Annotated in this window: 22 protein-coding genes; 16 read left to right on the top strand and 6 right to left on the bottom strand. The window is 40.7% G+C overall.

Features of this window, described 5'->3' with window-relative positions:
- The first annotated feature begins 646 nt into the window (after nucleotides 1-646).
- The 4 genes from ACK4HU_RS13435 to ACK4HU_RS13420 all read left to right on the top strand — a co-directional run bounded on the left by ACK4HU_RS13435 (nucleotide 647) and on the right by ACK4HU_RS13420 (nucleotide 3,257).
- On the top strand, nucleotides 647-1,840 hold the full coding sequence (locus ACK4HU_RS13435; protein ID WP_409807552.1) for an ATP-binding protein: 1,194 nt from the start codon (nucleotides 647-649) through the stop codon (nucleotides 1,838-1,840).
- Between the two features lie 239 nt (nucleotides 1,841-2,079).
- Complete coding sequence (locus ACK4HU_RS13430; RefSeq protein WP_409807551.1) at nucleotides 2,080-2,430, top strand: hypothetical protein; 351 nt, start codon at nucleotides 2,080-2,082, stop codon at nucleotides 2,428-2,430.
- A complete protein-coding gene (locus tag ACK4HU_RS13425; RefSeq protein WP_409807549.1) occupies nucleotides 2,414-2,914 on the top strand; it encodes a hypothetical protein in 501 nt (166 codons plus the stop codon). Before ACK4HU_RS13430 ends, ACK4HU_RS13425 begins: the two co-directional genes overlap by 17 nt.
- The gene (locus ACK4HU_RS13420; protein ID WP_409807548.1) at nucleotides 2,889-3,257 is read left to right on the top strand and encodes a hypothetical protein; all 369 of its coding nucleotides are present in this window, start codon (nucleotides 2,889-2,891) and stop codon (nucleotides 3,255-3,257) included. Before ACK4HU_RS13425 ends, ACK4HU_RS13420 begins: the two co-directional genes overlap by 26 nt.
- A 49-nt stretch (nucleotides 3,258-3,306) precedes the next feature.
- Here ACK4HU_RS13420 and ACK4HU_RS13415 read toward each other — a convergent pair whose 3' ends face one another.
- The 3 genes from ACK4HU_RS13415 to mfd all read right to left on the bottom strand — a co-directional run bounded on the left by ACK4HU_RS13415 (nucleotide 3,307) and on the right by mfd (nucleotide 10,669).
- Nucleotides 3,307-5,742 (bottom strand): prolyl oligopeptidase family serine peptidase, encoded by a 2,436-nt coding sequence (locus tag ACK4HU_RS13415; RefSeq protein ID WP_409807547.1) that lies wholly within the window; start codon nucleotides 5,740-5,742, stop codon nucleotides 3,307-3,309.
- Between the two features lie 175 nt (nucleotides 5,743-5,917).
- Complete coding sequence (gene gldJ / locus ACK4HU_RS13410) at nucleotides 5,918-7,141, bottom strand: gliding motility lipoprotein GldJ (RefSeq protein ID WP_409807545.1); 1,224 nt, start codon at nucleotides 7,139-7,141, stop codon at nucleotides 5,918-5,920.
- Nucleotides 7,142-7,318: 177 nt separating this feature from the next.
- Entirely contained in the window at nucleotides 7,319-10,669 is a 3,351-nt protein-coding gene (mfd, locus tag ACK4HU_RS13405; RefSeq protein ID WP_409807543.1) for a transcription-repair coupling factor, read from the bottom strand.
- Nucleotides 10,670-10,792: 123 nt separating this feature from the next.
- Here mfd and ACK4HU_RS13400 point away from each other — a divergent pair, with 123 nt between their 5' ends.
- Nucleotides 10,793-11,407, top strand: coding sequence for a heme-copper oxidase subunit III (locus tag ACK4HU_RS13400; protein WP_409807542.1), 615 nt, complete (start codon nucleotides 10,793-10,795; stop codon nucleotides 11,405-11,407).
- Nucleotides 11,407-11,856 (top strand): SRPBCC family protein, encoded by a 450-nt coding sequence (locus ACK4HU_RS13395; protein ID WP_409807540.1) that lies wholly within the window; start codon nucleotides 11,407-11,409, stop codon nucleotides 11,854-11,856. The genes ACK4HU_RS13400 and ACK4HU_RS13395 overlap by 1 nt, the downstream gene beginning before the upstream one ends.
- Here ACK4HU_RS13395 and ACK4HU_RS13390 read toward each other — a convergent pair.
- On the bottom strand, nucleotides 11,834-12,313 hold the full coding sequence (locus ACK4HU_RS13390) for a Fur family transcriptional regulator (RefSeq protein WP_409807539.1): 480 nt from the start codon (nucleotides 12,311-12,313) through the stop codon (nucleotides 11,834-11,836). The genes ACK4HU_RS13395 and ACK4HU_RS13390 overlap by 23 nt on opposite strands.
- A gap of 208 nt (nucleotides 12,314-12,521) precedes the next feature.
- Here ACK4HU_RS13390 and ACK4HU_RS13385 point away from each other — a divergent pair, with 208 nt between their 5' ends.
- From ACK4HU_RS13385 to ACK4HU_RS13365, 5 genes are all read left to right on the top strand, one after another.
- Nucleotides 12,522-13,778 carry an aspartyl protease family protein gene (locus ACK4HU_RS13385; RefSeq protein WP_409807537.1) on the top strand — a complete coding sequence of 419 codons (1,257 nt, stop codon included), beginning with the start codon at nucleotides 12,522-12,524 and terminating at the stop codon, nucleotides 13,776-13,778.
- Nucleotides 13,779-13,882: 104 nt separating this feature from the next.
- On the top strand, nucleotides 13,883-14,473 hold the full coding sequence (locus ACK4HU_RS13380; RefSeq protein WP_409807535.1) for a LemA family protein: 591 nt from the start codon (nucleotides 13,883-13,885) through the stop codon (nucleotides 14,471-14,473).
- Nucleotides 14,474-14,475: 2 nt separating this feature from the next.
- A complete protein-coding gene (locus ACK4HU_RS13375; RefSeq protein ID WP_409807533.1) occupies nucleotides 14,476-14,910 on the top strand; it encodes a TPM domain-containing protein in 435 nt (144 codons plus the stop codon).
- Nucleotides 14,891-15,706: a TPM domain-containing protein gene (locus ACK4HU_RS13370; RefSeq protein ID WP_409807531.1), complete on the top strand. Its 816-nt coding sequence runs from the start codon at nucleotides 14,891-14,893 to the stop codon at nucleotides 15,704-15,706. The genes ACK4HU_RS13375 and ACK4HU_RS13370 overlap by 20 nt, the downstream gene beginning before the upstream one ends.
- Nucleotides 15,707-15,890: 184 nt before the next feature.
- Nucleotides 15,891-16,673 (top strand): hypothetical protein, encoded by a 783-nt coding sequence (locus ACK4HU_RS13365; RefSeq protein ID WP_409807529.1) that lies wholly within the window; start codon nucleotides 15,891-15,893, stop codon nucleotides 16,671-16,673.
- Nucleotides 16,674-16,809: 136 nt separating this feature from the next.
- On the opposite strand, the gene ACK4HU_RS13360 is transcribed toward ACK4HU_RS13365, so the two are convergent.
- Nucleotides 16,810-17,232: a nucleoside-diphosphate kinase gene (locus tag ACK4HU_RS13360; protein WP_409807527.1), complete on the bottom strand. Its 423-nt coding sequence runs from the start codon at nucleotides 17,230-17,232 to the stop codon at nucleotides 16,810-16,812.
- Nucleotides 17,233-17,419: 187 nt separating this feature from the next.
- Between ACK4HU_RS13360 and ACK4HU_RS13355 the strand changes: the two genes are divergently transcribed.
- Genes ACK4HU_RS13355 through ACK4HU_RS13340 form a run of 4 tightly spaced genes read left to right on the top strand, consistent with a single transcriptional unit; the run spans nucleotide 17,420 to nucleotide 20,561 of the window.
- A complete protein-coding gene (locus ACK4HU_RS13355; protein ID WP_409807526.1) occupies nucleotides 17,420-18,454 on the top strand; it encodes a DHH family phosphoesterase in 1,035 nt (344 codons plus the stop codon).
- Nucleotides 18,455-18,496: 42 nt separating this feature from the next.
- Nucleotides 18,497-19,423: an FKBP-type peptidyl-prolyl cis-trans isomerase gene (locus tag ACK4HU_RS13350; RefSeq protein ID WP_409807524.1), complete on the top strand. Its 927-nt coding sequence runs from the start codon at nucleotides 18,497-18,499 to the stop codon at nucleotides 19,421-19,423.
- 35 nt (nucleotides 19,424-19,458) lie between these two features.
- Nucleotides 19,459-20,004 carry an FKBP-type peptidyl-prolyl cis-trans isomerase gene (locus tag ACK4HU_RS13345; RefSeq protein WP_409807522.1) on the top strand — a complete coding sequence of 182 codons (546 nt, stop codon included), beginning with the start codon at nucleotides 19,459-19,461 and terminating at the stop codon, nucleotides 20,002-20,004.
- Between the two features lie 2 nt (nucleotides 20,005-20,006).
- Nucleotides 20,007-20,561 (top strand): FKBP-type peptidyl-prolyl cis-trans isomerase, encoded by a 555-nt coding sequence (locus tag ACK4HU_RS13340; RefSeq protein ID WP_409807520.1) that lies wholly within the window; start codon nucleotides 20,007-20,009, stop codon nucleotides 20,559-20,561.
- Between the two features lie 13 nt (nucleotides 20,562-20,574).
- On the opposite strand, the gene ACK4HU_RS13335 is transcribed toward ACK4HU_RS13340, so the two are convergent.
- The gene (locus ACK4HU_RS13335; RefSeq protein ID WP_409807518.1) at nucleotides 20,575-21,171 is read right to left on the bottom strand and encodes a methyltransferase family protein; all 597 of its coding nucleotides are present in this window, start codon (nucleotides 21,169-21,171) and stop codon (nucleotides 20,575-20,577) included.
- A gap of 35 nt (nucleotides 21,172-21,206) precedes the next feature.
- Here ACK4HU_RS13335 and ACK4HU_RS13330 point away from each other — a divergent pair, with 35 nt between their 5' ends.
- On the top strand, nucleotides 21,207-22,415 hold the full coding sequence (locus tag ACK4HU_RS13330; RefSeq protein WP_409807517.1) for an NAD(P)-dependent oxidoreductase: 1,209 nt from the start codon (nucleotides 21,207-21,209) through the stop codon (nucleotides 22,413-22,415).
- The last annotated feature ends 4 nt before the right edge of the window (nucleotides 22,416-22,419 follow it).

Genomic DNA, 22,419 nt, shown 5'->3' with positions numbered 1-22,419 from the left:
AGATTTTCACAGATTTTTTAAAACCATTAAGGAAATTTAGGGCATTAAGTTTTAGGGTTTGAGTTGAGTTGGTGATTTCAAACTCTTAATTTTCTTAAGTCATTAATGGTTGAATTTTTTGGAAAAAAGTCAGTTTAGGTTTTGAGCTTAGGCAATGGGTTTATTCTCTCTCAGATGACACAGATTTTCACAGATTTTTTAAAACCATTAAGGAAATTTAGGGCATTAAGTTTTAGGGTTTGAGTTGAGTTGGTGATTTCAGACTCTTAATTTTCTTAATGCCTTAATGGTTGAATTTTTTTTGGAAAAAAGTCAGTTTAGGTTTTGAGCTTAGGCAATGGGTTTATTCTCTCTCAGATGAAACAGATTTTCACAGATTTTTTAAAACCATTAAGGAAATTTAGGGCATTAAGTTTTAGGGTTTGAGTTGAGTTGGTGATTTCAGACTCTTAATTTTCTTAATGCCTTAATGGTTGAATTTTTTTCTTGGGAAAAAGTCAGTTTAGGTTTTGAGTTTAATCCCTGGTTTCGAAGAAATGATTGTTGACCATTAAATAATAATTGTCAAATAGAATTTACAAAACAAGGATAAAAATGTAAAATAAAATTTACAATAAGCGTATATTTGTGTAAACTTAAGTTTACAATGGAAAAGCTTTTTCTTTTATCTCAGCGCAAAGCCCAAGAAACTAAGCTGGACTTTCAGCGATTTCTTCTGGATAAAATCGATTGGAATGATCGATTGATCGGAATTTTGGGGGCTAGGGGTTCTGGCAAAACAACTCTTCTGCTACAACATCTCAAAAAAGATCTGCCCATAGATGGCTCGGCGGCTTACGTTTCTTTGGATGATTTTTATTTCACAGAAAATAGTCTCCTTGATTTTTCAGAAGAATTTCATCTTCGGGGCGGAAAAGTTCTGTTACTTGATGAGATTCATCGCTATCCGACTTGGTCCCGCGAACTTAAATTGGTTTATGATAACTTTCCAAGTTTAAAGGCGGTGTTCACATCATCATCGATATTGGAGATATATAAAGGAGAGGCGGATTTGAGCCGCAGGCTGGTGAGCTATAACTTGCCAGAACTATCACTTCGTGAGTTTATTCAGTTGGAAAAAGGAATCCAACTTCCAACCGTGAATTTTTCTGATATTTTAAAAAATCATGTCTCAATCGCCTCCGAGATTTTGGATCAGGTACCACCAATTCCTGAATTCTTAGCATATCAGAAATTCGGTGCCTATCCTTTTTTCAAAGAGGGGAAAGAAAAGTTTTACGAAAAACTAAAGCGAACTGTCCAGTTGACCATCGAGCTGGATCTGAATGCCGTGGAAAATCTGGATTACGACACCATTTTCAAACTGAAAAGACTCATTCGAATGATCAGCACATCAGTACCGTTCACTCCTAATGTTTCCGAGCTCAGCAGAAAGACCGGCATTTCCAGGCCTACTTTGCTGAGAGCCTTAGATTTGTTGGAGCGAGCTAATATTATTCAGTCTTTGCACAAACCAAATGTGGGAATCGGTGCCTTGACCAAACCCGAAAAAATTTACCTTGCCAATACCAACCTGCTTTATGCCTTAGCGGAGGATAATGTAAACACAGGAACGATCAGAGAAACTTTTTTTGCCAATCAAGTCAAGCAAATAGGTACAGTCAACCTTGCTGCAAAGGTAGATTTTTTGGTCGATGAAAGATGGACTTTTGAGGTTGGTGGAAAAAACAAAACCAGTTCACAAATCAAAGATTTACCCGACGCTTTTTTGGTTAAAGATGATATCGAAATTGGTGTAAAAAATACGATCCCACTTTGGCTCTTTGGGTTTTTGTATTGAGAAGGTTTTGGCTTGAAAGATTTCTTAAATTGTTTAGCACTCTTTTCCCATATGATTAGCAATCTGACCAAGTTCTTCTCGTAATTTTTGGTCAGGAACCTATTCATTTGATAATGCTAAGACATTGATCAGGGAGATGTAATAGTTTGTTAAATCTGAAACTTTTGAAATCTGGAATGGTTTTTATAAATGTTGTTTAGAGAAATTTTCTATTTAACTTAATACCAACTTTTATATCAATGGAAAAGCTTGAAAAAATAAAATTCAAATACATATTCAAGGACGATTACAATCCTAAATATATAAATGGAGCTTTCGGGGGTATAAGTCCACAAGGCGAGATTGTAATTAACTTTTATTTGGAGAGGGTCGCCCTACCTCGGTCTCAAACATATGCTTTTAACCAAGGAATGGTATTGAACGAAATTACCGAGGAAAGGGAGCCTGGTGACCATGAAACAAGTATTGTTCGATTTGTTGAAAATGGGATTGTTCTTGACCTTGCACATGCAGAAGATATTCATCGATGGCTGGGTGATCACATAAAAAATTTAAAATCCAATCTTAAGAAAAATGGCTGCATTACTTGAATTCGAAACTAGCACTACCTCAAGTCAAGCAAGTCAGAGATTTGCAAGCCAAAATATTTGGGCTACGACTTCGCTTGTTAGGCCAAATCAAGATTCAAAATTTTTGAGAATACTTCATTCTAATGATTCTTCCCATATTGGTCATGATTTAAGAGCCAATCTTGAAAAATTAGATTCCTTAAAAAATTTAGAGGCTAACTGGAACGGAAACAATGCAGAACCTTTTTCAGAATTTTTAATTGACAAAGCGAAGTCAGTTTTGTTAACATTAAAAGAACAGCCAGAAGTGTTTCCTACTGCAAGAAAAAGTATTCAATTCGAATATGAAATGGAGAATGGTGATTACTTAGAAATCGAAATCTTTGAGGATTTTGCTAAATTTTTTCAAGTAGTAGGTGACACAGAATTCTCAGATGAACTAGATGTTTCTAAAATTTTTTCTAAGGTTAGCGAATTTTATGGAGAAGGATTTTATCAAAGATGAAGAATTACTTTATAGGGCTATAAAGCCTTTTCCCAATTGGTGGAAAGAAAAGGAAAATAGACCAAGTTCTGCAGCTTTTAAAGATTCTAGAGGGGTCTCCGTTGATAGAGATGCTGGAAGGCCTGAATCACAAATTATCAGCAGGATCAATAGCAGATTTGAGATACAGGCTATTGTGAAAGTGAAGGCGTCTTTTTGTAGGGAAATAGAGGCAAATCCTTTACCCAGACCGATAATAGGAATTCCTGAGCATGCCGAAATTCACCGAACTGAAACTATTATTGAGTTAACTGACTCTCAAGCTAGAAACCTTGCTAAGAACTGCATAATCGCAATTTTATAAAACATAAAAAAGCCCCACAAAATTTGAAGGGCTTTTGACTTTAAAATTTTTACTTCTTGGTATCTAACTGATTGCTATTCTTCACGTATTTCTCAAGCCAAGTATCCATTTCCCAAAGGGTATGAAGGATAGATTCTTTGGCAGCATAGCCATGACTTTCATGAGGAAGGAAAACCAATCTTGTTGTCACACCATGCCCTTTCAAGGCATTGTAATATCGCTCTGACTGGATCGGAAATGTCCCGGAATTGTTGTCGGCTTCTCCATGAATCAGGAGAATTGGAGTTTCCACTTTATGGGCATAAGAGAATGGAGACATGTTGAAATATACCTCAGGTGCTTCCCAGTAAGTTCGCTGCTCGTATTGGAATCCAAATGGAGTCAAAGTCCGGTTATAAGCACCGCTTCGAGCAATTCCTGCTGCAAACAGATTGGTGTGTGAAAGCAAATTCGCGGTCATAAATGCGCCATAGGAATGGCCCCCAACTCCGATTCTTCTTCGATCCCCAACTCCCATTCCCACGATATGGTCGATAGCAGCTTCAGCATTTGAAACTAATTGCTCGATAAAGTAATCGTTCGGTTCTTCCTCCCCTTCACCAACAATCGGCATTTCGGTTTGATCCATGATGGCATAGCCTCGAGTGACCCAATAGATCGGTGACCCCCAGCTGAGACGAGTGAAGGCATATTTGGAGCCTCTTACCTGAGCTGCTATTTCCGCAGATTTATATTCCCGAGGATAGGCCCACATCAATACCGGTAGTGTTCCGTCTTTCTCAGGATTATAATTGGCAGGGGTATAGACCACCGCAGAAAGATTAAGTCCATCTTTTCTTTTATAAGTAACCAGTTGCTTCTTAATACCTTTGATGGATTCATAAGGATGTGCAAAGTTGGTTACTTGTAGCGGAGCGATCCTTTTTTTGGTATTTATTAACCAATAGTTCGGCTGAATTTCAGTGCTTTCTTTTAACGTAATAAACTCAGTACCTTCCTCGTCAAGTACTTTTACTACTCGCTCGTAATAAGGAGCCTCCGATCTCCAGAGGATTTTTTCGGCTTTGGTTTTGGTGTCAAAAGTGGCTAGATATGGCATACTTCCCTCTGATGATCCCCCTTCGCTTGTCATGAATACCAAATCACCTTTGCGAAGAAGTACACGCTGTCCTAATTCATTTTCGGTGAATACTGGATTTCCTGGATCATTGTATATATCATCCGAAGATCGGTCGATAAATACTTTCGGGGCCTGTTTTGGGTTGGAAGGGTTGATTACCGATTTTCGGTCCATTCGAGTTCTAGACCATCTTTCGGAGAAGATAGCAAAGTTATCGTCCGACCAAGCAATGCCGCCAAATCGATATGCGGTGCTGGCTAGCTTTTGTTTTTGTCCAGCAAAAGGTGCTTTTAGGGTGTATATGATTTCTCGCTCTGCGATTTCTACTTTGGCATCTCCACCGTCCTGTGCTTCGACCCAATATAAGGTGGCAGGATGATCTGCTCTCCAGTTGATATTTCGAGGACCGGCAACCGTTGCATCGAAGCCTGTAGGACGATTTTCATCCAATGGGATTTGAGCTAATGGTTTCACTTTCTGTCCTGTTTTGGACCAAATCTCCACCTCATAAGGAAAACGGGAAGCAGGAACTAAGTATGAAAATGGCTTTTTGATAGTTTCGATAAGCAGATAAGCTCCGTCCGGAGAAAGATCCATTGACTTAATCATTCCTGATGGACCGATTGGTTTCTGAGTGCCATTAAGATTGACCAGCATAAGTTGGGAATCCATGAAATAAGCAAAGAGTGCTTCATCGTGAGGATTGGCCAGTAAATCCTGGTAGGTTCTACTTGGCGCAGCATCTCCCGAAGTTTCCTGAATGATTGGTCCAGCAGGTGCGGCAGGTGCTTTTGGAATTACTCCTCTTGAGGGATTGACAGCTTTTATCAAGATTTCATTTTCAGGTGTCCAAATCAGGCCTCCTCCGAGGATTTCATTCAAAATGGTATCGGTAAGTTTCCGGGCTCTATAAGTCGAAAGATCTACCACCCATAGGCTGATTCCATTTGATTCAGTCTGTGTGAATGCTACATACTTATCATCCTTGGACCGCAAAAATCCATTCATTTTGGGATTATCGGGAAGTCCGGTGATTTGGATTTCCTCACCACCTTTGGTCATTTTGATTTTGAGATTTTCTACGCTTCCACTTCTGCTTGGACCAGATGTAGCAGGGTTTATTCTCAATCCTGCGATTCGAAGTTCTTCTTGAGCCAAATCCTCAATAGAAGGGTTGCCTGCCCGTTCCAGAAGCATCATCCAATCTCCATTTTTGCTGAAAACTACCGAGGGAGTGCTTGGCGCATTGACCAAATCTGAAATGGCTTTGGGCGGAGTCTGATAGGTGGTTTGGGCAAAATTGGAACCTAGACCTACTCCTAGAAAAGCAAGGGCTAAAATTGATTTTGTTAATTTTCTATTCATGTTGATTTGGGTTAATTCCTTTCCAAAATACATTTGAATTCAAGAAGTCTCGGCCTGAAATACGTCAATGGTAAAAATAAGTCCCAAGTGCAGGCTCTTTTATTGACTTTTGGAGAGGCTTAAAACAAAAAAAGCCCGGCTTTTTCAGCCGGGCTCATAGATGTTTTACGTTTTTTTACTTTCCTTTTTCTCCGATAGAGATCATCGCACATCTGAAACCAATATGGTTGGTAGCAGAATCTTGATGCATGAATCTTCTAGTTCCCGGAGCTAGCCAATAAGCTACATCCTTCCATGAACCTCCTTTGTAGACCCTGATTTCGTCAGTAAATAATGAAGTCTCATAATTTTCCTGCTCATCATATACCCCATCTCTTCTCAATGGGTTGAGGTCATCCGAATCTTGGAAAGTCATTGGTCGGTAAACGTCATACACCCACTCATTCATGTTTCCAGCCATGTGATAGAGTCCAAAATCATTCGGAGCCATGTCGTAAACGTTGGTAGGAAGTATTTCTCCGTCATTTCTTTGATTACCAGAGATACCTGCGTAGTCACCACGACCACGTTTGAAGTTGGCTAGGAAGTCACCTTGCTTTCCTTTACGCTTCACATTGTAAGGGTTTCTTAGACCGCGACCATCCCATGGATAAATACGACCATATTCCTGATTTTCATCCAAATACTGAGTACCAATCATAGCCTTAGCAGCATATTCCCATTCAGCCTCGTTAGGAAGCCTGAAATCAGCCATGGCTACTCCCCGTTCGATCAATTGTTGTTTGGTGAATGTGGAGTCAATTCCTCTTTCTTTTCTTACTATTTCTTGTACAAATTCAGTTCTCCATTTTCCATAGACATTTGCCTGTGTCCAAGAAACCCCAGCAACTGGATAAAAGTTGAAACCGGGGAATCTGAAATAATAGGATTGATAAAGATCATTGAAGGACATGGCGCTTGTCCAAACTGCCTCGGAAGGCTCAAGTTTTAAAAGTGAATCTGCACTCACTTTTTTCTTCATGTAAAATAGAAATTCACGGTAATCATTATTGGTGATTTCTGTCTCATCCATGTAGAAATTAGCAATGGAAACAGTTCGCTCCAAGTTGTCGCGAAATGCCATCACGTCCTCTTCCTGAGAACCTAAGACAGTTCTACCGCCTTGAATAAATTTCAAGTTGGGACCAGGAATCTGTTCAGCGCGCTTGGAAACAAAAAAGTTTGTAGAATCATTTTCTTCAAATGAAAACGAGCCTCCTGTGGTTGCGCTTTTCTTTCCAGGCTTGCTGGCAGTTCTTCGGCCATATCCTGGAGTTTTGTTACAAGAGGATAATATAGTGGCAGAAACAAGCACAATAGCTGTTACCCACATTCCCCAAGATTTGTTATTAAGACTCATATTGTAAAGTTTTGGTCTATTTCAGAATGCTAATATAGATGCAATGGAATGTACTTCCAATGATTTTCAATTTTCAAGGATTATCAAAACCGCTTCAAATGAACTGATAGAGGCAGATACTACAAAATCGATAATCGAAAATGCAATATTTATGCCAGTTAAATTTTAATAATTTTCTTACAAATTCATTTCGGAAAGTACTTTTTGAGCCTTTTGGATAGTCGGCACTCCCTCAAATGTTATTATCAAACGGTTCTTGTGTTCTTTTATTTTGCAGAGCTTGGAATGAACCTGAGCAAACTGCATAATTTTTCCAAAAACAACAGAAGAATAGAAGTCATCTCTATTTGAAGGCAAAAGATAACACTTCATTTGCCTTCCTTTCAAGACAAGCTTCTCAATTCCAAGCTTTTCTGCCAGCCAACGTAAACGAACTGTCTCCATTAAGTCACTGACTGCCTTTGGGAATGGCCCAAAACGATCTTGGAGCATGAGTGAAAACTTTTCTAATTCTTCTTCATTTTTGATCCCATCCAACTTCGAATATAGGCCCAATCGCTCACTGATATTGGTGACGTATTCTTCCGGAATGAGTAGTTCCAAATCAGTCTCTATCGTGCAGTCTTGGACTAGCACTTTGACTTTTGCTACGAGATCGGTTTCGAAAAGGGCTGCAAACTCATTTTCCTTCAATTCCTGCACTGCCTCATCCAGGATTTTGTGATACATCTCAAAACCCAAATCTGTGATAAAACCACTTTGCTCTGCACCCAGCAAATTTCCTGCACCACGAATGTCAAGATCTTTCATGGCTACTTTGAAGCCATCTCCCAAATCTGAAAACTCTTCCAAAGTCTGAAGTCGCTTTCTCGCTTCCGCCGTCAGCCCTGACATTGGGGTAGTCAAAAGAAAACAAAACGCTTTTTTATTGCTTCTTCCCACCCTTCCTCTCATCTGATGAAGATCGCTCAAACCAAACATGTGTGCCCGATTGATGATGATCGTATTGGCATTGGGGATGTCCAGACCTGACTCTATTATATTGGTAGAAACTAAGACATCGTATTCATGATTAATAAAATCGACCATGACCTTTTCCAGCTTTTTCCCATCCATCTGTCCATGCGCACCAATCACTCGAGCGTCCGGCACCAACTTCATAATCAAATTTGCAATGCTGTCGATTTCCCCCACCCGGTTGTGAACAAAGAAGACTTGTCCGCCACGCCTTAGCTCATAAGCCACGGCATCCCGGATTACTTCCTCCTGAAATGTCTGAACTTCCGTAGTTACGGGTTGCCTGTTCGGTGGAGGAGTTGCAATCACTGACAGATCCCTTGCGCCCATAAGGGAGAAGTGTAAGGTTCTTGGAATCGGAGTTGCAGTCAAGGTCAATACGTCGACGTTTACCCGAAGATTTTTGAGCTGATCTTTTGTTTTGACTCCAAACTTCTGCTCCTCATCGATTATCAATAGGCCGAGATCCCGGAAAACAATGTCTTTGTTGACAATCTTGTGTGTACCGACTAGAATGTCGATTTCTCCGGTCTTAACTTGAGAAATGATCTCCTTGATTTCTTTTGCAGAACGAAACCGGTTGATGTATTCCACTTTTACTGGCAAATTTTCCAATCGCTCACTGAACGTATGGAAATGCTGCATGGCCAAAATGGTAGTGGGAACCAAGATTGCCACTTGCTTTCGATCATTGACGGCCTTAAAGGCCGCACGGATGGCAACTTCTGTTTTTCCAAAACCCACATCTCCACATACCAACCGATCCATAGGATATGACTTTTCCATGTCTGATTTGACATCGAAAGTGGCCAAAGCCTGATCTGGAGTATCCTCATAAATAAAGGAGGATTCCAACTCCACCTGTAAAACAGAATCTCTTGAAAACGCAAAACCAGGAGCAGTCCTTCGCTTGGCATACAGGTTTATCAAGTCCTTGGCGATGTCTTTGACTTGCTTTTTGACCCGGGATTTCTTGTTGTCCCACTCTGGCGAACCAAGTTTTGACATGGACGGAACTTGACCTTCCTGCCCTGAATATTTAGAAATCTTGTGAAGGGAATGAATGTTGACATACAGCAAGTCATCGTCTCTAAAAATCAAACGGACGGCTTCCTGCATTTTGCCACCTACATCCACTCTTTCCAAGCCTGCAAAGCGACCAACTCCATAATCTATGTGAACAATATAATCGCCCGGATGTAGTGATTTGAGTTCTTTAATCGTGAGAGCTTTGGACTTGCTGGCTTTTGCCCGCGATTTGTATCGGTGAAAACGCTCGAATAGCTGATGGTCCGTGTAGCATACGATTTTAGACTGCTTGTCCACAAACCCCTCTCTTAATCCCAAAAGCATGGGTTGGACCTGAAGTGTAGGATCCAATTCATGGAAAATTCCCAGCAATCGATCGATTTGCTTATCATTTTCCGCAGTAATCATATTGGTGAAACCCTGTTTTTCGTTTTCGGCAAAATTGGTGACAATCAATCCAAAGTTCTTATTGAATGAGGGTTGAGGTTGACTTTCCCAAATTACTTTTTGCTCGGTTTTCAGATAAAATTGTCGGCCAAATTCAACGGTAGAAAAACCCTCGATTGTTGCTGCAAAGTCAATCCCTCTATCAAATAAATCGGTGGGCTTGAGAAGGAGGTTTTCAGTATTGGATCGGGATACAATCTGTGTAAATGCTTGTTCGGCTTTGTGAAAAGATTCATCCATCACATCCGAGGTCAATTGAAAATCCTTGAGCCAAATGATGGATTTTTCCGGCAGGAAGCCTAAAAATGACTGCCTGACCTCCTGCAGGAGTTTGGTCTGAACGTTTGGAATTAAGGAGATTAACTCAACCGTTGCGATAGAAAGTTGTGTTTCAGGATCGAAGGTTCGGATGCTTTCGATTTCTTTTCCAAAAAGTTCTAATCGATAGGGATGCTCATTGCTGTATGAAAAAACATCCAGAATTCCACCTCGAATGGCAAATTGCCCGGGTTCATACACAAAGTCGGTCCGCTCAAAATCGTAGCTCGCCAAAATTTCTGAGACAAACTCCATGTCCACTGATTCGCCGACTCGTGCAGTGAACGTGTTTTCCACGAGCGAACGCTTGTTAATTACTTTTTCGTAAAGTGCCTCAGGATAGGTGATCACGATTCGAGATTCTCCTTTGCTCTCCAAAATCTGATTCATGATTTCAGCCCGCATCAGGACATTGGCATTGTCCACTTCGTCATATTGATAAGGGCGCTTAAAGCTCCCCGGAAAAATCATATGCTGCTCCGTTTGAAGCAGATTTTGTAAATCTGAATTGAAATACGCCGCTTCCTCCTTATCCTGAGCAATAATCAGGTGAAAGCCTCCGTTTTTTTCAAAAAATGAAGCCAAAAGAATCATGTCCAAACTCCCTGATAGCCCTCGAAGTTGCATTTTGAACTTTTCGGAGGATGCAAGCTGAAGGGCAAGCGTCTGAAAAATGGGGTCGGATTGATAAATAGTGAGAAAGGACTGACGATCCAAAGCAGGAAAGGTTAGGAGAAAATTGCGAAGGCCAAATTTAGGTTATTCTGACCTTTTTCGGGCTAATACTGGTGTATTTGATAAATTTCTGAACCAAGCATCAATCAAAATGTTTTCCTGTAAATGAATCGTACCAAAGAACCTCAAACCTGGTTTCAGCGGGTGGAAAATCTCCATCCCTATGAGACAATGCTCTATTTAGGCATGTTTGGAAGCGGACTGATTTTTTTGTTTTTGGCGGTGGCGTTCATTTCTTCAGGATTGAATCAATTGGAAGGGTTAAATCAAAGGATTCCCGTAGCATTTTTGATTTCCACATTTCTGCTTATTGTTTCAGGATATACAGCTGCCAAAATGAGACTTTACTATCAGGAAGAGAATATCCCAAAGCTCGAAAGCTCTTTAAGAAATACCTTCATGTTGGGGTTAATATTTACTATTCTACAATTCGCTGGATGGAGGGAACTCACAGATATGGGAATTAATTTTACAGGCCTACCAAGTGGAAGTTTCCTTTACTTACTCTCCGGCATTCACATTTTCCATTTGCTTGGGGCGATGATTTTTGCGCTTATTCTTTTAATTCAGCTTCGCAAAACACAGGAAGACGGGGTTCGAAAGTTAATCTTAGTCACTAATCCTTTTGAAAAAATGCGGATCCGCCTTTTTACTCTATATTGGCACTTTATGGATGCCATCTGGTTGGTTTTGTTTTTTCTATTTGTCCTTAGCTTTTGATGCAAATCCATCTCGAAACTCATGTTGAACAAGGATATCTGGATGTCAAAGCCGGATTCAATGAAACGCTTTTCACTAAACTGAGCCCACCATTTCCTCCAGTCAAATTACTTCGCTTCGATGGTTCAGAAAAAGGTGATCTGGTCACGCTGGAACTGAATTTCATTTTTTTCAAACAAAAATGGACGAGTGAGATCATTGAAGACAATACCACTGACCTAGAGTTTTACTTTATAGATGAAGGTGTGGAGCTACCCTTTTTTCTTAAAAAATGGAAACACAAGCATCGGATTATTTCTTCAGGAATAGGATCAATAATCAGGGATGAAATCGAATATGAAGCACCATTCGGGATTTTGACTTATTTACTCTATCCGGCTTTATGGCTTCAGTTTGCTTTTAGAAAGCCGATTTATAAACGAATTTTCAGAAGGTCTGAAGTGGGCTGAGGTTTTCACAGTTTTCAATTCGACAGTCACCATATAAGACGAGAGAGTGACTGGTGATTTTTGATTGGAACTCTCTACCCATCGACTCTTTAATCTCGTTTATTTTTGGGTCTGAGAACTCACGGATTTTTTGACATTGGTTGCAGACATGATGATCATGATGCTTATATGTGAGGGCTTGTTCATAAAGTGCCACTTTGTCTTTGAATTGATGCTTGACCGCCAAGCTACTTTCCACGAGTAGATCGAGGGTATTGTAAATGGTCGCTCGGCTGATGGTGTAGCCTTTATTCCTCATTTTGAGAAAAAGCCCTTCTACATCAATATGCTCATCTTCGGGGAGAATATATAGCTCGTCGAGGACGGAAAATCGCTCAGGAGTTTTCCTGTTACCCTGTTTGAGCAGGAAGTTTTCGAAAATTTTTTTTGCTTTCTCGATTAGCGCTGTATCCGCCATGTAGGTTTTGTGGTTAATTATTAAAGATGAGGTATTAGGTTATTTTTGTCAAATGATATAGAGTGTAGTAAGTTAATTTGGTTTCAGTCTAAATTAGGTAGAATAATTCATTGAATTATTTCAACATTTAAACAAGCAAATAGAGGTTAAGGTAGTAGAAGGCTATTAAAAATCTAATTAACTTCTAATAATGATCGCCCCAACCCAAATGATCTTTAGAAAACTAATTCTTCTGCCGATTTTATTTTTTCTTACCATTGACTTTGCAAAGGGTCAAGTTCCGGGCTTCTTTATGAAAGAAGAGGCTAGAAAGGTAAGGATCCCATTTTATAGTTCTAATAGTTTAATAATTCTTCCCGTTAGGATCAACGGCAATGAACCTATTAATTTTCTCATTGATACAGGAGTTCGTTCTAACATCCTTTTTAGCAAGACTCTCGGAGATGTATTGGATTTGGAATATACCCGAAGGCTGAGCATTGCCGGAGCTGACGGCTCCACAGTAATCATGGCTCAGGTGTCACCAATCAATACGCTAGACCTAGGTCTTATTGAAGGAAAAATGCAAAGTCTATTGGTATTAGAGGAAGATTTCTTCGAGTTGGAATCAGTGATTGGGGTTCCTGTTTATGGTATTATTGGCTACGAATTTTTCAAGTTTAATCCCGTCAAGATCCATTATGATGGAGCCTTCATAGACTTTTATAAATCAAACTCCTTAAAATGGAAGCCTCCTTTTTATCGAAAGTTTGACATCTCACTAGAGGAAAACAAGTCCTATATTAAGGCTAAGATTAATCAAAAGCGAGGACCAACCATCACCGCTAAGTTATTGATAGATACAGGGGCAAATCACGGGCTCTTGCTTAATCAAGAGACATCAGATGACATCAGAATGCCTCCCGTGTTTATTGAATCGCAGCTAGGGCAATCCCTAGGAGGTGTGCTTTACGGGTATATCGGCAGGGTAAACACCCTCAAATTGAGAGGGCTAAATATGAAAGAAGTTCTCACCTCCTATCCTGACATGAATACCTTCAGTGAAATCATTGTAGCTACAGGAAGGCAAGGAAGTTTGGGGTCTGAGGTGCTTGGAAGGACTCGTTTACTACTGGATTATCCAAGAAAAAAAGCCTACATCAGGAAAGGGGAAAATTTTTATGCACCATTCGAATTTGACATGAGTGGGCTGATTGTGAAAAAAATCCCCACCGATGAAAACCGATTTTATGTAAGTGAAGTCCGTTTGAATTCTCCTGCTTATAAAACGGGTATTTTGCCCTATGATGAAATTTTGAAAGTCAATAAGATTCCGGTTTTTCTTTGGGAGCTCTCTGATGTTTTCAAGCTCTTTCGGTCAGAAGAAGGCAAGGAAGTTCAGTTAGAAATGAGACGCTATCAGGGTGATGATCTTACTAACTATAGCGACTATAAGGTTAGCATTTATCTCAAAAAGCAGATATAAATAATCCTTTCACAAGAGATAATTTGGATAACTTTGCATCCAGATTTAAACACACTTGATGAAAATCCGTGTAACCACTCGTTTTTAAACACAACCTTTGAACTATGAAAAAATTCCTTATCCCTGTTGCAATTATTGCTGTTTTGGGTATCTATCTATACACCAAAGCAGTTGGGAGTTACAACCAATTTGTTCAGTCAGAAGAGCAAGTTAACGGACAGTGGGCTGAAGTCGAAACTCAATACCAGCGTCGTGCTGACCTCATTCCCAATCTAGTAGCCACTGTAAAAGGCTATGCGGATTTCGAACAAGAGACGCTTACCGGCGTTATTGAAGCTCGCTCGAAAGCCACTTCTATGACGATCGATCCGACAAACTTGACTCCTGAAAATCTTGCACAGTTTCAACAAGCGCAGGACCAACTTTCAGGTGCTTTGAGCCGATTACTCGTGACAGTAGAACGATATCCCGATCTTAAGGCTAATCAAAACTTTCTGGAGCTTCAGGCACAACTGGAAGGAACTGAAAATCGGATTGCTGTAGCCAGAAGAAACTTCAATGAATCCGTAGTGGCATACAATGCGAGCATCCGAACTTTTCCAAACAATATTTTTGCGGGCTGGTACGGATTTGAAATAAAAGGAACATTCAAGGCTTCCGAAGGAGCTCAAAATGCACCAACAGTTCAATTTTAATTATGGCTGAAAAATTATTTTCTCCGGAGGAAAAGGCTCAGATCACAGCTGCGATTCAGTCTGCTGAGACCCGTACCTCTGGAGAAATTCAGGTTCACATCGAAAATCATTGCAAAGGTGACGTACTGGATCGTGCAGCGGAGGTTTTTGAAACCTTAAAAATGTACCAAACCAAAGACCGAAATGGAGTATTGTTTTACTTGGCGGTTTTGGATCACAAATTTGCAATTCTTGGTGATGCAGGAATCAATGCTGTGGTTCCCAAAGACTTTTGGGTGAGTACGAAAGACGCAATGACCGCTCTTTTTCGAGAAGGAAAATTTACGCAAGGGCTCATCGCAGGAATACATCAAGCCGGAGATCAACTGGGAGCTCATTTCCCATTTGACCAAAAGGGTGATCAAAACGAACTTTCTGATGAAATATCTTTTGGCTAAACAGCCACCTTTCCTGTTATTTTTTGTCCTGTTATTCGGGCAGATACATGCACAGGATTTTCCTACAATACCTAATCCACCACGCCTGGTGACAGACTTTACCGGAACGCTTTCGGCAGATGAAGTCGCTCGTTTGGAACAAAAGCTGGTGGCATACAATGACAGTACTTCTACACAGATCGCCATCGTGATGATGCGATCCACGGGAGAATATGAGATTGCTGATTATTCTCAGCGTCTAGGTGAGAATTGGGGAATAGGAAGCTCAAAGGATAATGGTATTCTGATTTTGGCTGCGATGGATGACCGGAAAGTCTTTATCGCAACAGGTCGGGGAATGGAGGGTGTCGTGCCCGATGCGTTGGCCAAAAGAATAGTCACGAATTTGATCACTCCAAATTTCAAAATGGAATCCTATTATCAGGGATTGGATCAGGCAACTGACATGATTTTCAAATTGGCCTCCGGAGAGTACAAAGCAGAAGACGTGCAATCAGACGGGGACCATGGAGGTGCCTTCTTCCTATTGCTGCTTTTCTTTTTCGTTTTTGTTATCCTTCCTTTGATCAAAAACAGAAAAGACAACGATAACCATATGGGAGGAAAAGGTGGAGGGATTGACCTTTGGACCACCATCATGTTAGCTAATATGCTAAGGGGTGGCGGTGGAGGTAAGTTTGGTGATTTTTCTTCCGGTCGTGGATCATTTGGAGGAGGCTTCGGAGGGGGCGGCGGAGGATTTGGCGGCTTCGGTGGTGGATCCTTTGGAGGTGGTGGTGCAGGCGGAAGCTGGTAACTTCTAATGGTAACAATAGAACATTAAAAGCACTTCATAAGAGGTGCTTTTTTGCTTTCTCGCCTTTCAAAAACACTATTGATTAATTCATGCCCTTAATAAAACTTGCTTTTTAAGTGGGCATGCGATAATTTGTTGATATCTGATACGTTAAGGTTAGGTTCCATTTTTAAACTAAAAGACAATGAGGCATATCTTAGTCATCTTGCTTGGTTTAATTTTCTTGTCGGGTTGTGAAGAGACCGGAGCTCCTATATCTGACCCTCTCACCCTGGAGGAGCAACTCAGGGATGTGATGCAAATGCCTTTGGCTACGGGTACGGGGAAGGTGGTAAGGTCGATTAGCTATTGCTGTGATCCCAAAAGACCCTTCATTACTCTAGATTTTTATTATCCAGTTGGAGGTGAATTTAGTTACCGCATTCAAAAAGGTGCCGATGGAGATACTTTGGAGATCTCGTTGCAGAGATATGAGAACGAAAAACTGCGGTACATCCATTCCTTCAGGTATCGAAGTGGGATGTTACCAGAGTGGATGAACACAGCTGATTATATCTATGATTCGGAAGGGAAGTTGATAGAGAGGTATGCTACATCAGCAGAAAAACCACGCTATCTGGCAGTAACTTACCGATATGATGAAAAAGGAAGATTGATTAGTATGGAGACTTCTGCTGGAAATGGTGTAGAGTCACAGAATTTTGCCTATGACCAACAAGACAGAATCGCGCGTGAATGGAGTGCTATCAAAACTGATAAAGAAGTTGAGCTCAACTTCATGTTTTATCGCTATGAGGCCGATCTATTGGTGGCGAAAGAGGCGAGCCAAAATGGAAGGTTAGAGGGTCCAAGACAGGATTGGTATCGATATGTCTACGACCAGAAGGGAAGGCTCATCGCACAGTTTGAGTTTGATCCCTACTTTTCCTTTCAGCAAAAAAACTACGCTGAGTTTTTTTATGAGTAGATAAAGGAAAATTCTTAAAAATTGGTCCAAAAGTCGCTTCGTGAAATTTGACAAAAAGCAAAAACCACCTCCTTACAAAATAAAAAAAGCGCTTCTCGGAGCGCTTTTTTTATGAATCTTGCCTAAAGTAAAATTATTAAAGAACTCTTTCCGATTGAGAAAAGTAGAAGTTTCCTTCGATTGCCGCATTCTCATCTGAGTCAGATCCGTGAACAGCGTTAGCTTCGATTGATGTAGCAAAAATCTTTCTGATGGTACCTTCTGCTGCATTTGCAGGATTGGTAGCTCCGATCAAAGTGCGAAAATCTTCCACTGCATTATCTTTCTCCAGAATCGCTGCAATGATCGGTCCTGAAGACATATACCTGCATAGGTCTGCGTAGAAGGGTCTTTCTTTATGCACTTCATAAAATTTACCCGCCAAATCAGGAGTCAACTGGGTAGCTTTCATGGCCACAATTTTGAAGCCTGCCTCTTCGATCATTTTTAGGATAGCCCCTGAGTTTCCAGCCTCAAATGCGTCCGGCTTGATCATCGTGAATGTTCTGTTACTTGCCATGGGATGTTGTTTTATCTTGGTTTAATTTGGCCGCAAAAATAAGGGTTTTCCCAGCATATTCCTGCGTACTTTCTGAAATTCTGGGCTATTCCTCTAATTTTCAGATAAATGAGTTCTTTGGGATTTCTGGAAAATTTGCAGACATTTGCAGGCTACTAAGGCCAGAAGTGCTGCTGAAATAATATTAATGGAAGCTTTAGACTCGTTTAAAAAAGAACTTTCCGCACCTAAGAAAATATTCATCACAACTCATGTCAAGCCTGATGCAGATGCATTGGGTTCGTCTTTGGGTTTGGCGAATTACCTGCTCAAAAAAGGACACGAAGTCACCGTAGTGACTCCATCCGATTATCCCTCTTTCCTAACTTGGATGAAAGGGAATGAATCCGTGCTGGACTTCAGTAACCCCAAAGACACAGAATTAGCAACCCAGAAATTGAAGGAAGCTGATATGATCTTTTGCCTTGATTTCTCCGTGCTCGGCAGGGTCAATGAGTTGGGTGAGATGATTCGAAAGTCCAATGCCTTCGTTGTGAATATTGACCATCACCAAGAACCTGAGGATTTTGCGGACTTTAGGTATTGGAGCACCATGGCGGCCGCAACCTGCGAATTGATTTACGAACTGATTGTGGAATTGGGCGATAAGGATGAAATAGATAAAGATATCGCTGATTGCCTTTATTCAGGTATTATGACCGATACGGGAGGATTCCGTCATCCTAATACTACCAAGAATGTTCACCTAGTCGTTGCGGAATTGATCGATAAAGGGGCCGATTGCTCCCAGATCTCCAACTGGATCTATGATTCCAACTCAGTCAACCGACTTAAATTTATTGGATTTGCGATCACAAGAAGATTAGTAGTCCGGGAGGATTTGCATACTGCCTACTTTGTAATCAGCAAAAAAGATCTTAAAAAATATCAAAGCCAAACAGGGGACACCGAAGGATTGGTCAATTATGCCTTATCTTTGGACGGAATTGATATCGCAGCCTTATTTTCAGAGCGGGAAGACGGAATAAAAATATCCTTCCGATCCAGCAGCGATGTAGCAATAAATAAATTTGCTACGTCCTACTTCAACGGAGGTGGACATAAAAATGCTGCCGGAGGAAAATCTGACGCAAGCCTGAAAGAAACCGTTGATCTATTTGAATCCCTTGTTGAAAAATGCCAGGATGAGCTGTTTCCTTCTGAGACAGTCACCGCAGGATAATTCAGGCACAAAAACATTAATCAGAAAATTCACCAATCGTTTATGCAAAACACAAAAAGCCTAATGGCAATCCTCGTTCTGATGTTTGGAGCGAGCACTATTTCTTCATGTCAGAAGAAAAAAGTCACTGAAAAGGACGGAATCGAGTACTCATACATCAAAGAAGGAAAAGAAAAAGCTCCTAACGGAGATTTCCTTCTTTATAACTTAGAAATCACCACTGCCAGTGATTCGGTTATTTACAGCACGATCGATCAGCCATTCCCAGGTTACCTAATGGCGAATGATACCCTTTCTCCACAAAATGGAATGGATGAAATTTTCCTGACTCTAAGAAAAGGGGACTCAATCAATTTTAAGTCTACTGCAAAAATTATTTTCAACGGTAACCATCCTCCCTTCTTGAAAGAAGACGATGTGGTTAAAGTGAAATTGGGAGCATTTGATGTCAAAACTGACTCTGCCATGCAGGTATATTACCAAGAAGTCATGATGGCTGAGCAAACGAAAAGCATCGAAAGAGCGAAAGTTCTTGTAGTGGAAGAAGCAAAAACTATCGAGGCTTATGCAACTGAAAAAGGTTTGAATGTACAGAAGACTGAAAACGGTCTTTATTATGTAATCGAAAAAGAAGGAACAGGCGAGGCAACTACCCCAGGCACTACCATGTATGTGAACTATGCCGGTTATTTGCTTAACGGGACTTTGTTTGATACTTCTTGGCCGGAGATTGCGAAGACAAATGGAATCTTCAACGAAGGACGTCCTTATGAACCACTATCTGTCAATGTAGGTATGGGCCAAGTAATCCCAGGATGGGACGAAGGTCTGATGTTACTGAAGAAAGGATCCAAGGCAAAATTCCTGATCCCTTCACCTTTGGCTTATGGCGAGGCAGGAGCAGGAGCAATGATTCCGGCAAACTCAATTTTAATCTTTGACGTAGAAGTAACCGACGTACAGAAATAAGATTTCTGAGTAAAGTTTAAACTAAACCAGAACATATGAACTTCCGATTGATCGTATTTGCAGCTTTTCTTCTTGGTACAGTTTCTTGCATAGACCAAGATCAAACGCAAGAGGTAATCTTAGTGCAAAATAAAGAAGCGATTGAAAAATACCTCCTTGAGAAACCTATCACTAGTGTGAAGGAATATAAGGAGGAGGAAGAAGGGTTTTATATGTTCTGGCAAGTTGCTAGGGATTCTACTGCATTAAGTGTGGTAAGAGGTGATACTGTACGGGTTAATTATACTGGGAGGCTTCTGAGTGATCAAGTATTTGACACCTCAATTGAACAAGTAGCCAAGGATAACGGTATTTTTAACAGCACGCGAAAATATGAGCCGCTTAAATTTCGTCCCGGATTCAACTTTGCGATTGTAGGCTTTGAATTTGCTATTTCTCTCATGAGAGAGGGTGAAAAAGCTACAGTTATCTTCCCCTCTAGGTTGGGTTACGGTACTTCATCGAGTGGCCCGGTACCAGCTAACGCTCCATTGATTTTTGAACTTGATTTGATAAAAGTGACCAAAGTGCCACAAAATTAACCATGATTAAAAGACTCATACCGATTTTGTTTTTGCTGGGCATATTTTCCATGATTGCCTGCGAACCCAATAATCCATTCGATACCGGTCCGGCGTACGATGTAGCAGCAAATCTTAAAATTGACAGTGTCAAGATTGTGGCTTTTTTAGATACTGCAAAAATTGACAGTATCTATCGGATTCATGATCGAAGTGGTGTGGTGATAATTGTGCAGGAAGAGGGTGTAGGCACAAGGCCAACTCCTAATACCATTGTCTACACAAATTATATTGGATCACTGATGAAGGATGGGGCTGTATTTGACACGTCTCTTGAAACAATCGCAAAAGCCAACGATATATTTGTCGAAAATAGAGTTTACGGTCCTTTTAGCTTCGGTTTAAGGACCAATAGTGTAATTGAAGGCTGGGATATTGGATTTAGTAGACTTAGACCGAGGTCAAAGGCAATCTTTGTAATTCCTTCACCTCGTGCATATCGTGATCAGAAGAATAATGATCGAATTCCGGAAAATTCGATATTACTATTTAAGGTTGACTTCCTTGGTATAGATTAAAGAAATCAGGGGCTTAGGCCCTTTTTTTATGGATTCTTGGGAAGATTGCAGGTACGTCTTGTTGATAGGTTCGGTAGCTATCTCCAAAAAATGAGATAAGATTTTTTTCCTCGAAGTAAATTCCAATGGGTAAATAGACGATAAGACAGCCCAAATGGATCAAGGCTCCGATCGTACCTGAAACCACAAAATATCCAAGAAATATCCCCAACAATCCCAAATACAGCGGATGCCTGATTTGGGAATAAATTCCTGAAATGATTAATTCTGGAACTTCCTTCTCTGTTCTTTTGGGGCGCCAGCCTAGAAACGAAACCAGCGATATTTGCTTTAAAGACCGTAAAAGGACAATTACTCCTGCAGTCGCTATCATGTAGCCCGCATATTGGCTGAATTTACCAGGCACAAACACGACTTCCACTGGAAGAAAAATCGCTTGAACCAGAATGCCCACAAAAAGAACGCTGGCTAAAATGGAATAGAATAATCTATACCACTTGTAGCTATTTGGCCATTTTGACTCCAAAATTATTTTTAACTTGGAAGCAGCAAGTGCTGTGTGGAGAAAGTAGAATAGTCCCCAACTAAGGACCATCAATAGATTTGTCATTTGTGAGATTTTAAACCCGGTTTACCAGAATTTTTATGAACATCGGAATAATCCGTGAAGGAAAAAACCCACCTGACAGGCGAGTGCCTTTTTGCCCGGATCAATTAAAAAGTTTGAACGAGCGATTGGGAGACCAATTGACCTTTGTAATCGAGTCAAGTCCACATCGTAGTTATTCAGACCAAGAATATGTCGAAGCAGGAATTGAAGTCTCGGATGATATTTCTGATAGCGATGTATTTTTCGGAGTGAAAGAAGTTCCCGTCTCAGAGTTAATAGCTGATAAGACTTATTTCTTTTTTTCACATACCATTAAAAAACAACGCTATAACAAGGCCTTACTTCGTGCGATCCTGGATAAGAATATCCGCTTAATCGACTACGAAGTACTCAAAGATGACAATGGAAATCGCGTAGTAGCTTTTGGTCGATGGGCGGGAATTGTAGGAGCTTATAATGCCTTCTGGACCTATGGGAAAAAGACAGCTTTGTATGATATTAAGCGTGCCTCCGAGTGTAAAGATCTTACGGAACTGAAAAGTGAATTAAAGAACGTTCAACTTCCTCCGATCAAAATTGTGGTAACTGGTTCCGGTAGAGTTGGGAATGGGGTAAAAGAAATCCTTGAAGCTTTGAATATTCCTGAAGTGGAGACGCATGAATTCCTTCATTTATATTTCGAAGAGCCGATTTTCACTGTCCTTAAATCGGCTGATTACAATCGAAGAAAGGCTGATGGAGGATACGACCGTGAGGAATTTTATTCCTCCCCTGAGAAGTATGAAAGTCACTTTCTCAAGTTTGCCGAAGCTGGGGAAATGCTAATTGCAGCGGCCTATTGGGATCCCGAAGCGCCGCGATTATTTAAGATAGAGGACATCAACTCGCCTGACTTTTCACTTTCTGTAATAGCTGATGTGACCTGTGATATTGGTGGTTCGATTCCTACTACACTTAGGGCCTCCAATATTTTAGACCCGGTGTATGATGTAGAGCGTGAGCGGGGAATAGAAATCCCTGCTTTTGGAAGTCAAACCAGTATCTCAGTGATGGCGATAGATAATTTACCATGTGAACTTCCGAGAGAATCCTCCCGTGCATTTGGTCAGATGCTGGAGCAATGGGTGATTCCTGCGCTAATGGAAGAGAATTCACCAATTTTGGAGCGGGCAACTGTGGCAAGGGATGGTGATTTGACCTTGGAGTTTATGTATTTGAAGGATTTTGTTGATTCTGAAGGATAAGAAA

The sequence above is a fragment of the Algoriphagus sp. genome (assembly GCF_046296635.1).
Classification (GTDB): Bacteria; Bacteroidota; Bacteroidia; order Cytophagales; family Cyclobacteriaceae; genus Algoriphagus.
The sequence above is the reverse complement of the archived record's forward strand: the minus strand, read 5'-3'. Positions and strand labels throughout refer to the sequence as shown.

Coding starts and splice junctions, on each gene's coding strand:
- ACK4HU_RS13370 (WP_409807531.1), top strand. CDS start 14,891: ATGAAATATCTTTTGGCTAAACAGCCACCTTTCCTGTTATTTTTTGTC.
- ACK4HU_RS13435 (WP_409807552.1), top strand. CDS start 647: ATGGAAAAGCTTTTTCTTTTATCTCAGCGCAAAGCCCAAGAAACTAAG.
- ACK4HU_RS13385 (WP_409807537.1), top strand. CDS start 12,522: ATGATCTTTAGAAAACTAATTCTTCTGCCGATTTTATTTTTTCTTACC.
- ACK4HU_RS13380 (WP_409807535.1), top strand. CDS start 13,883: ATGAAAAAATTCCTTATCCCTGTTGCAATTATTGCTGTTTTGGGTATC.
- ACK4HU_RS13430 (WP_409807551.1), top strand. CDS start 2,080: ATGGAAAAGCTTGAAAAAATAAAATTCAAATACATATTCAAGGACGAT.
- ACK4HU_RS13395 (WP_409807540.1), top strand. CDS start 11,407: ATGCAAATCCATCTCGAAACTCATGTTGAACAAGGATATCTGGATGTC.
- ACK4HU_RS13360 (WP_409807527.1), bottom strand. CDS start 17,232: ATGGCAAGTAACAGAACATTCACGATGATCAAGCCGGACGCATTTGAG.
- gldJ (WP_409807545.1), bottom strand. CDS start 7,141: ATGAGTCTTAATAACAAATCTTGGGGAATGTGGGTAACAGCTATTGTG.
- ACK4HU_RS13355 (WP_409807526.1), top strand. CDS start 17,420: ATGGAAGCTTTAGACTCGTTTAAAAAAGAACTTTCCGCACCTAAGAAA.
- ACK4HU_RS13415 (WP_409807547.1), bottom strand. CDS start 5,742: ATGAATAGAAAATTAACAAAATCAATTTTAGCCCTTGCTTTTCTAGGA.
- ACK4HU_RS13390 (WP_409807539.1), bottom strand. CDS start 12,313: ATGGCGGATACAGCGCTAATCGAGAAAGCAAAAAAAATTTTCGAAAAC.
- ACK4HU_RS13345 (WP_409807522.1), top strand. CDS start 19,459: ATGAACTTCCGATTGATCGTATTTGCAGCTTTTCTTCTTGGTACAGTT.
- ACK4HU_RS13340 (WP_409807520.1), top strand. CDS start 20,007: ATGATTAAAAGACTCATACCGATTTTGTTTTTGCTGGGCATATTTTCC.
- ACK4HU_RS13425 (WP_409807549.1), top strand. CDS start 2,414: ATGGCTGCATTACTTGAATTCGAAACTAGCACTACCTCAAGTCAAGCA.
- ACK4HU_RS13350 (WP_409807524.1), top strand. CDS start 18,497: ATGCAAAACACAAAAAGCCTAATGGCAATCCTCGTTCTGATGTTTGGA.
- ACK4HU_RS13365 (WP_409807529.1), top strand. CDS start 15,891: ATGAGGCATATCTTAGTCATCTTGCTTGGTTTAATTTTCTTGTCGGGT.
- ACK4HU_RS13375 (WP_409807533.1), top strand. CDS start 14,476: ATGGCTGAAAAATTATTTTCTCCGGAGGAAAAGGCTCAGATCACAGCT.
- ACK4HU_RS13330 (WP_409807517.1), top strand. CDS start 21,207: ATGAACATCGGAATAATCCGTGAAGGAAAAAACCCACCTGACAGGCGA.
- ACK4HU_RS13420 (WP_409807548.1), top strand. CDS start 2,889: ATGGAGAAGGATTTTATCAAAGATGAAGAATTACTTTATAGGGCTATA.
- ACK4HU_RS13335 (WP_409807518.1), bottom strand. CDS start 21,171: ATGACAAATCTATTGATGGTCCTTAGTTGGGGACTATTCTACTTTCTC.
- ACK4HU_RS13400 (WP_409807542.1), top strand. CDS start 10,793: ATGAATCGTACCAAAGAACCTCAAACCTGGTTTCAGCGGGTGGAAAAT.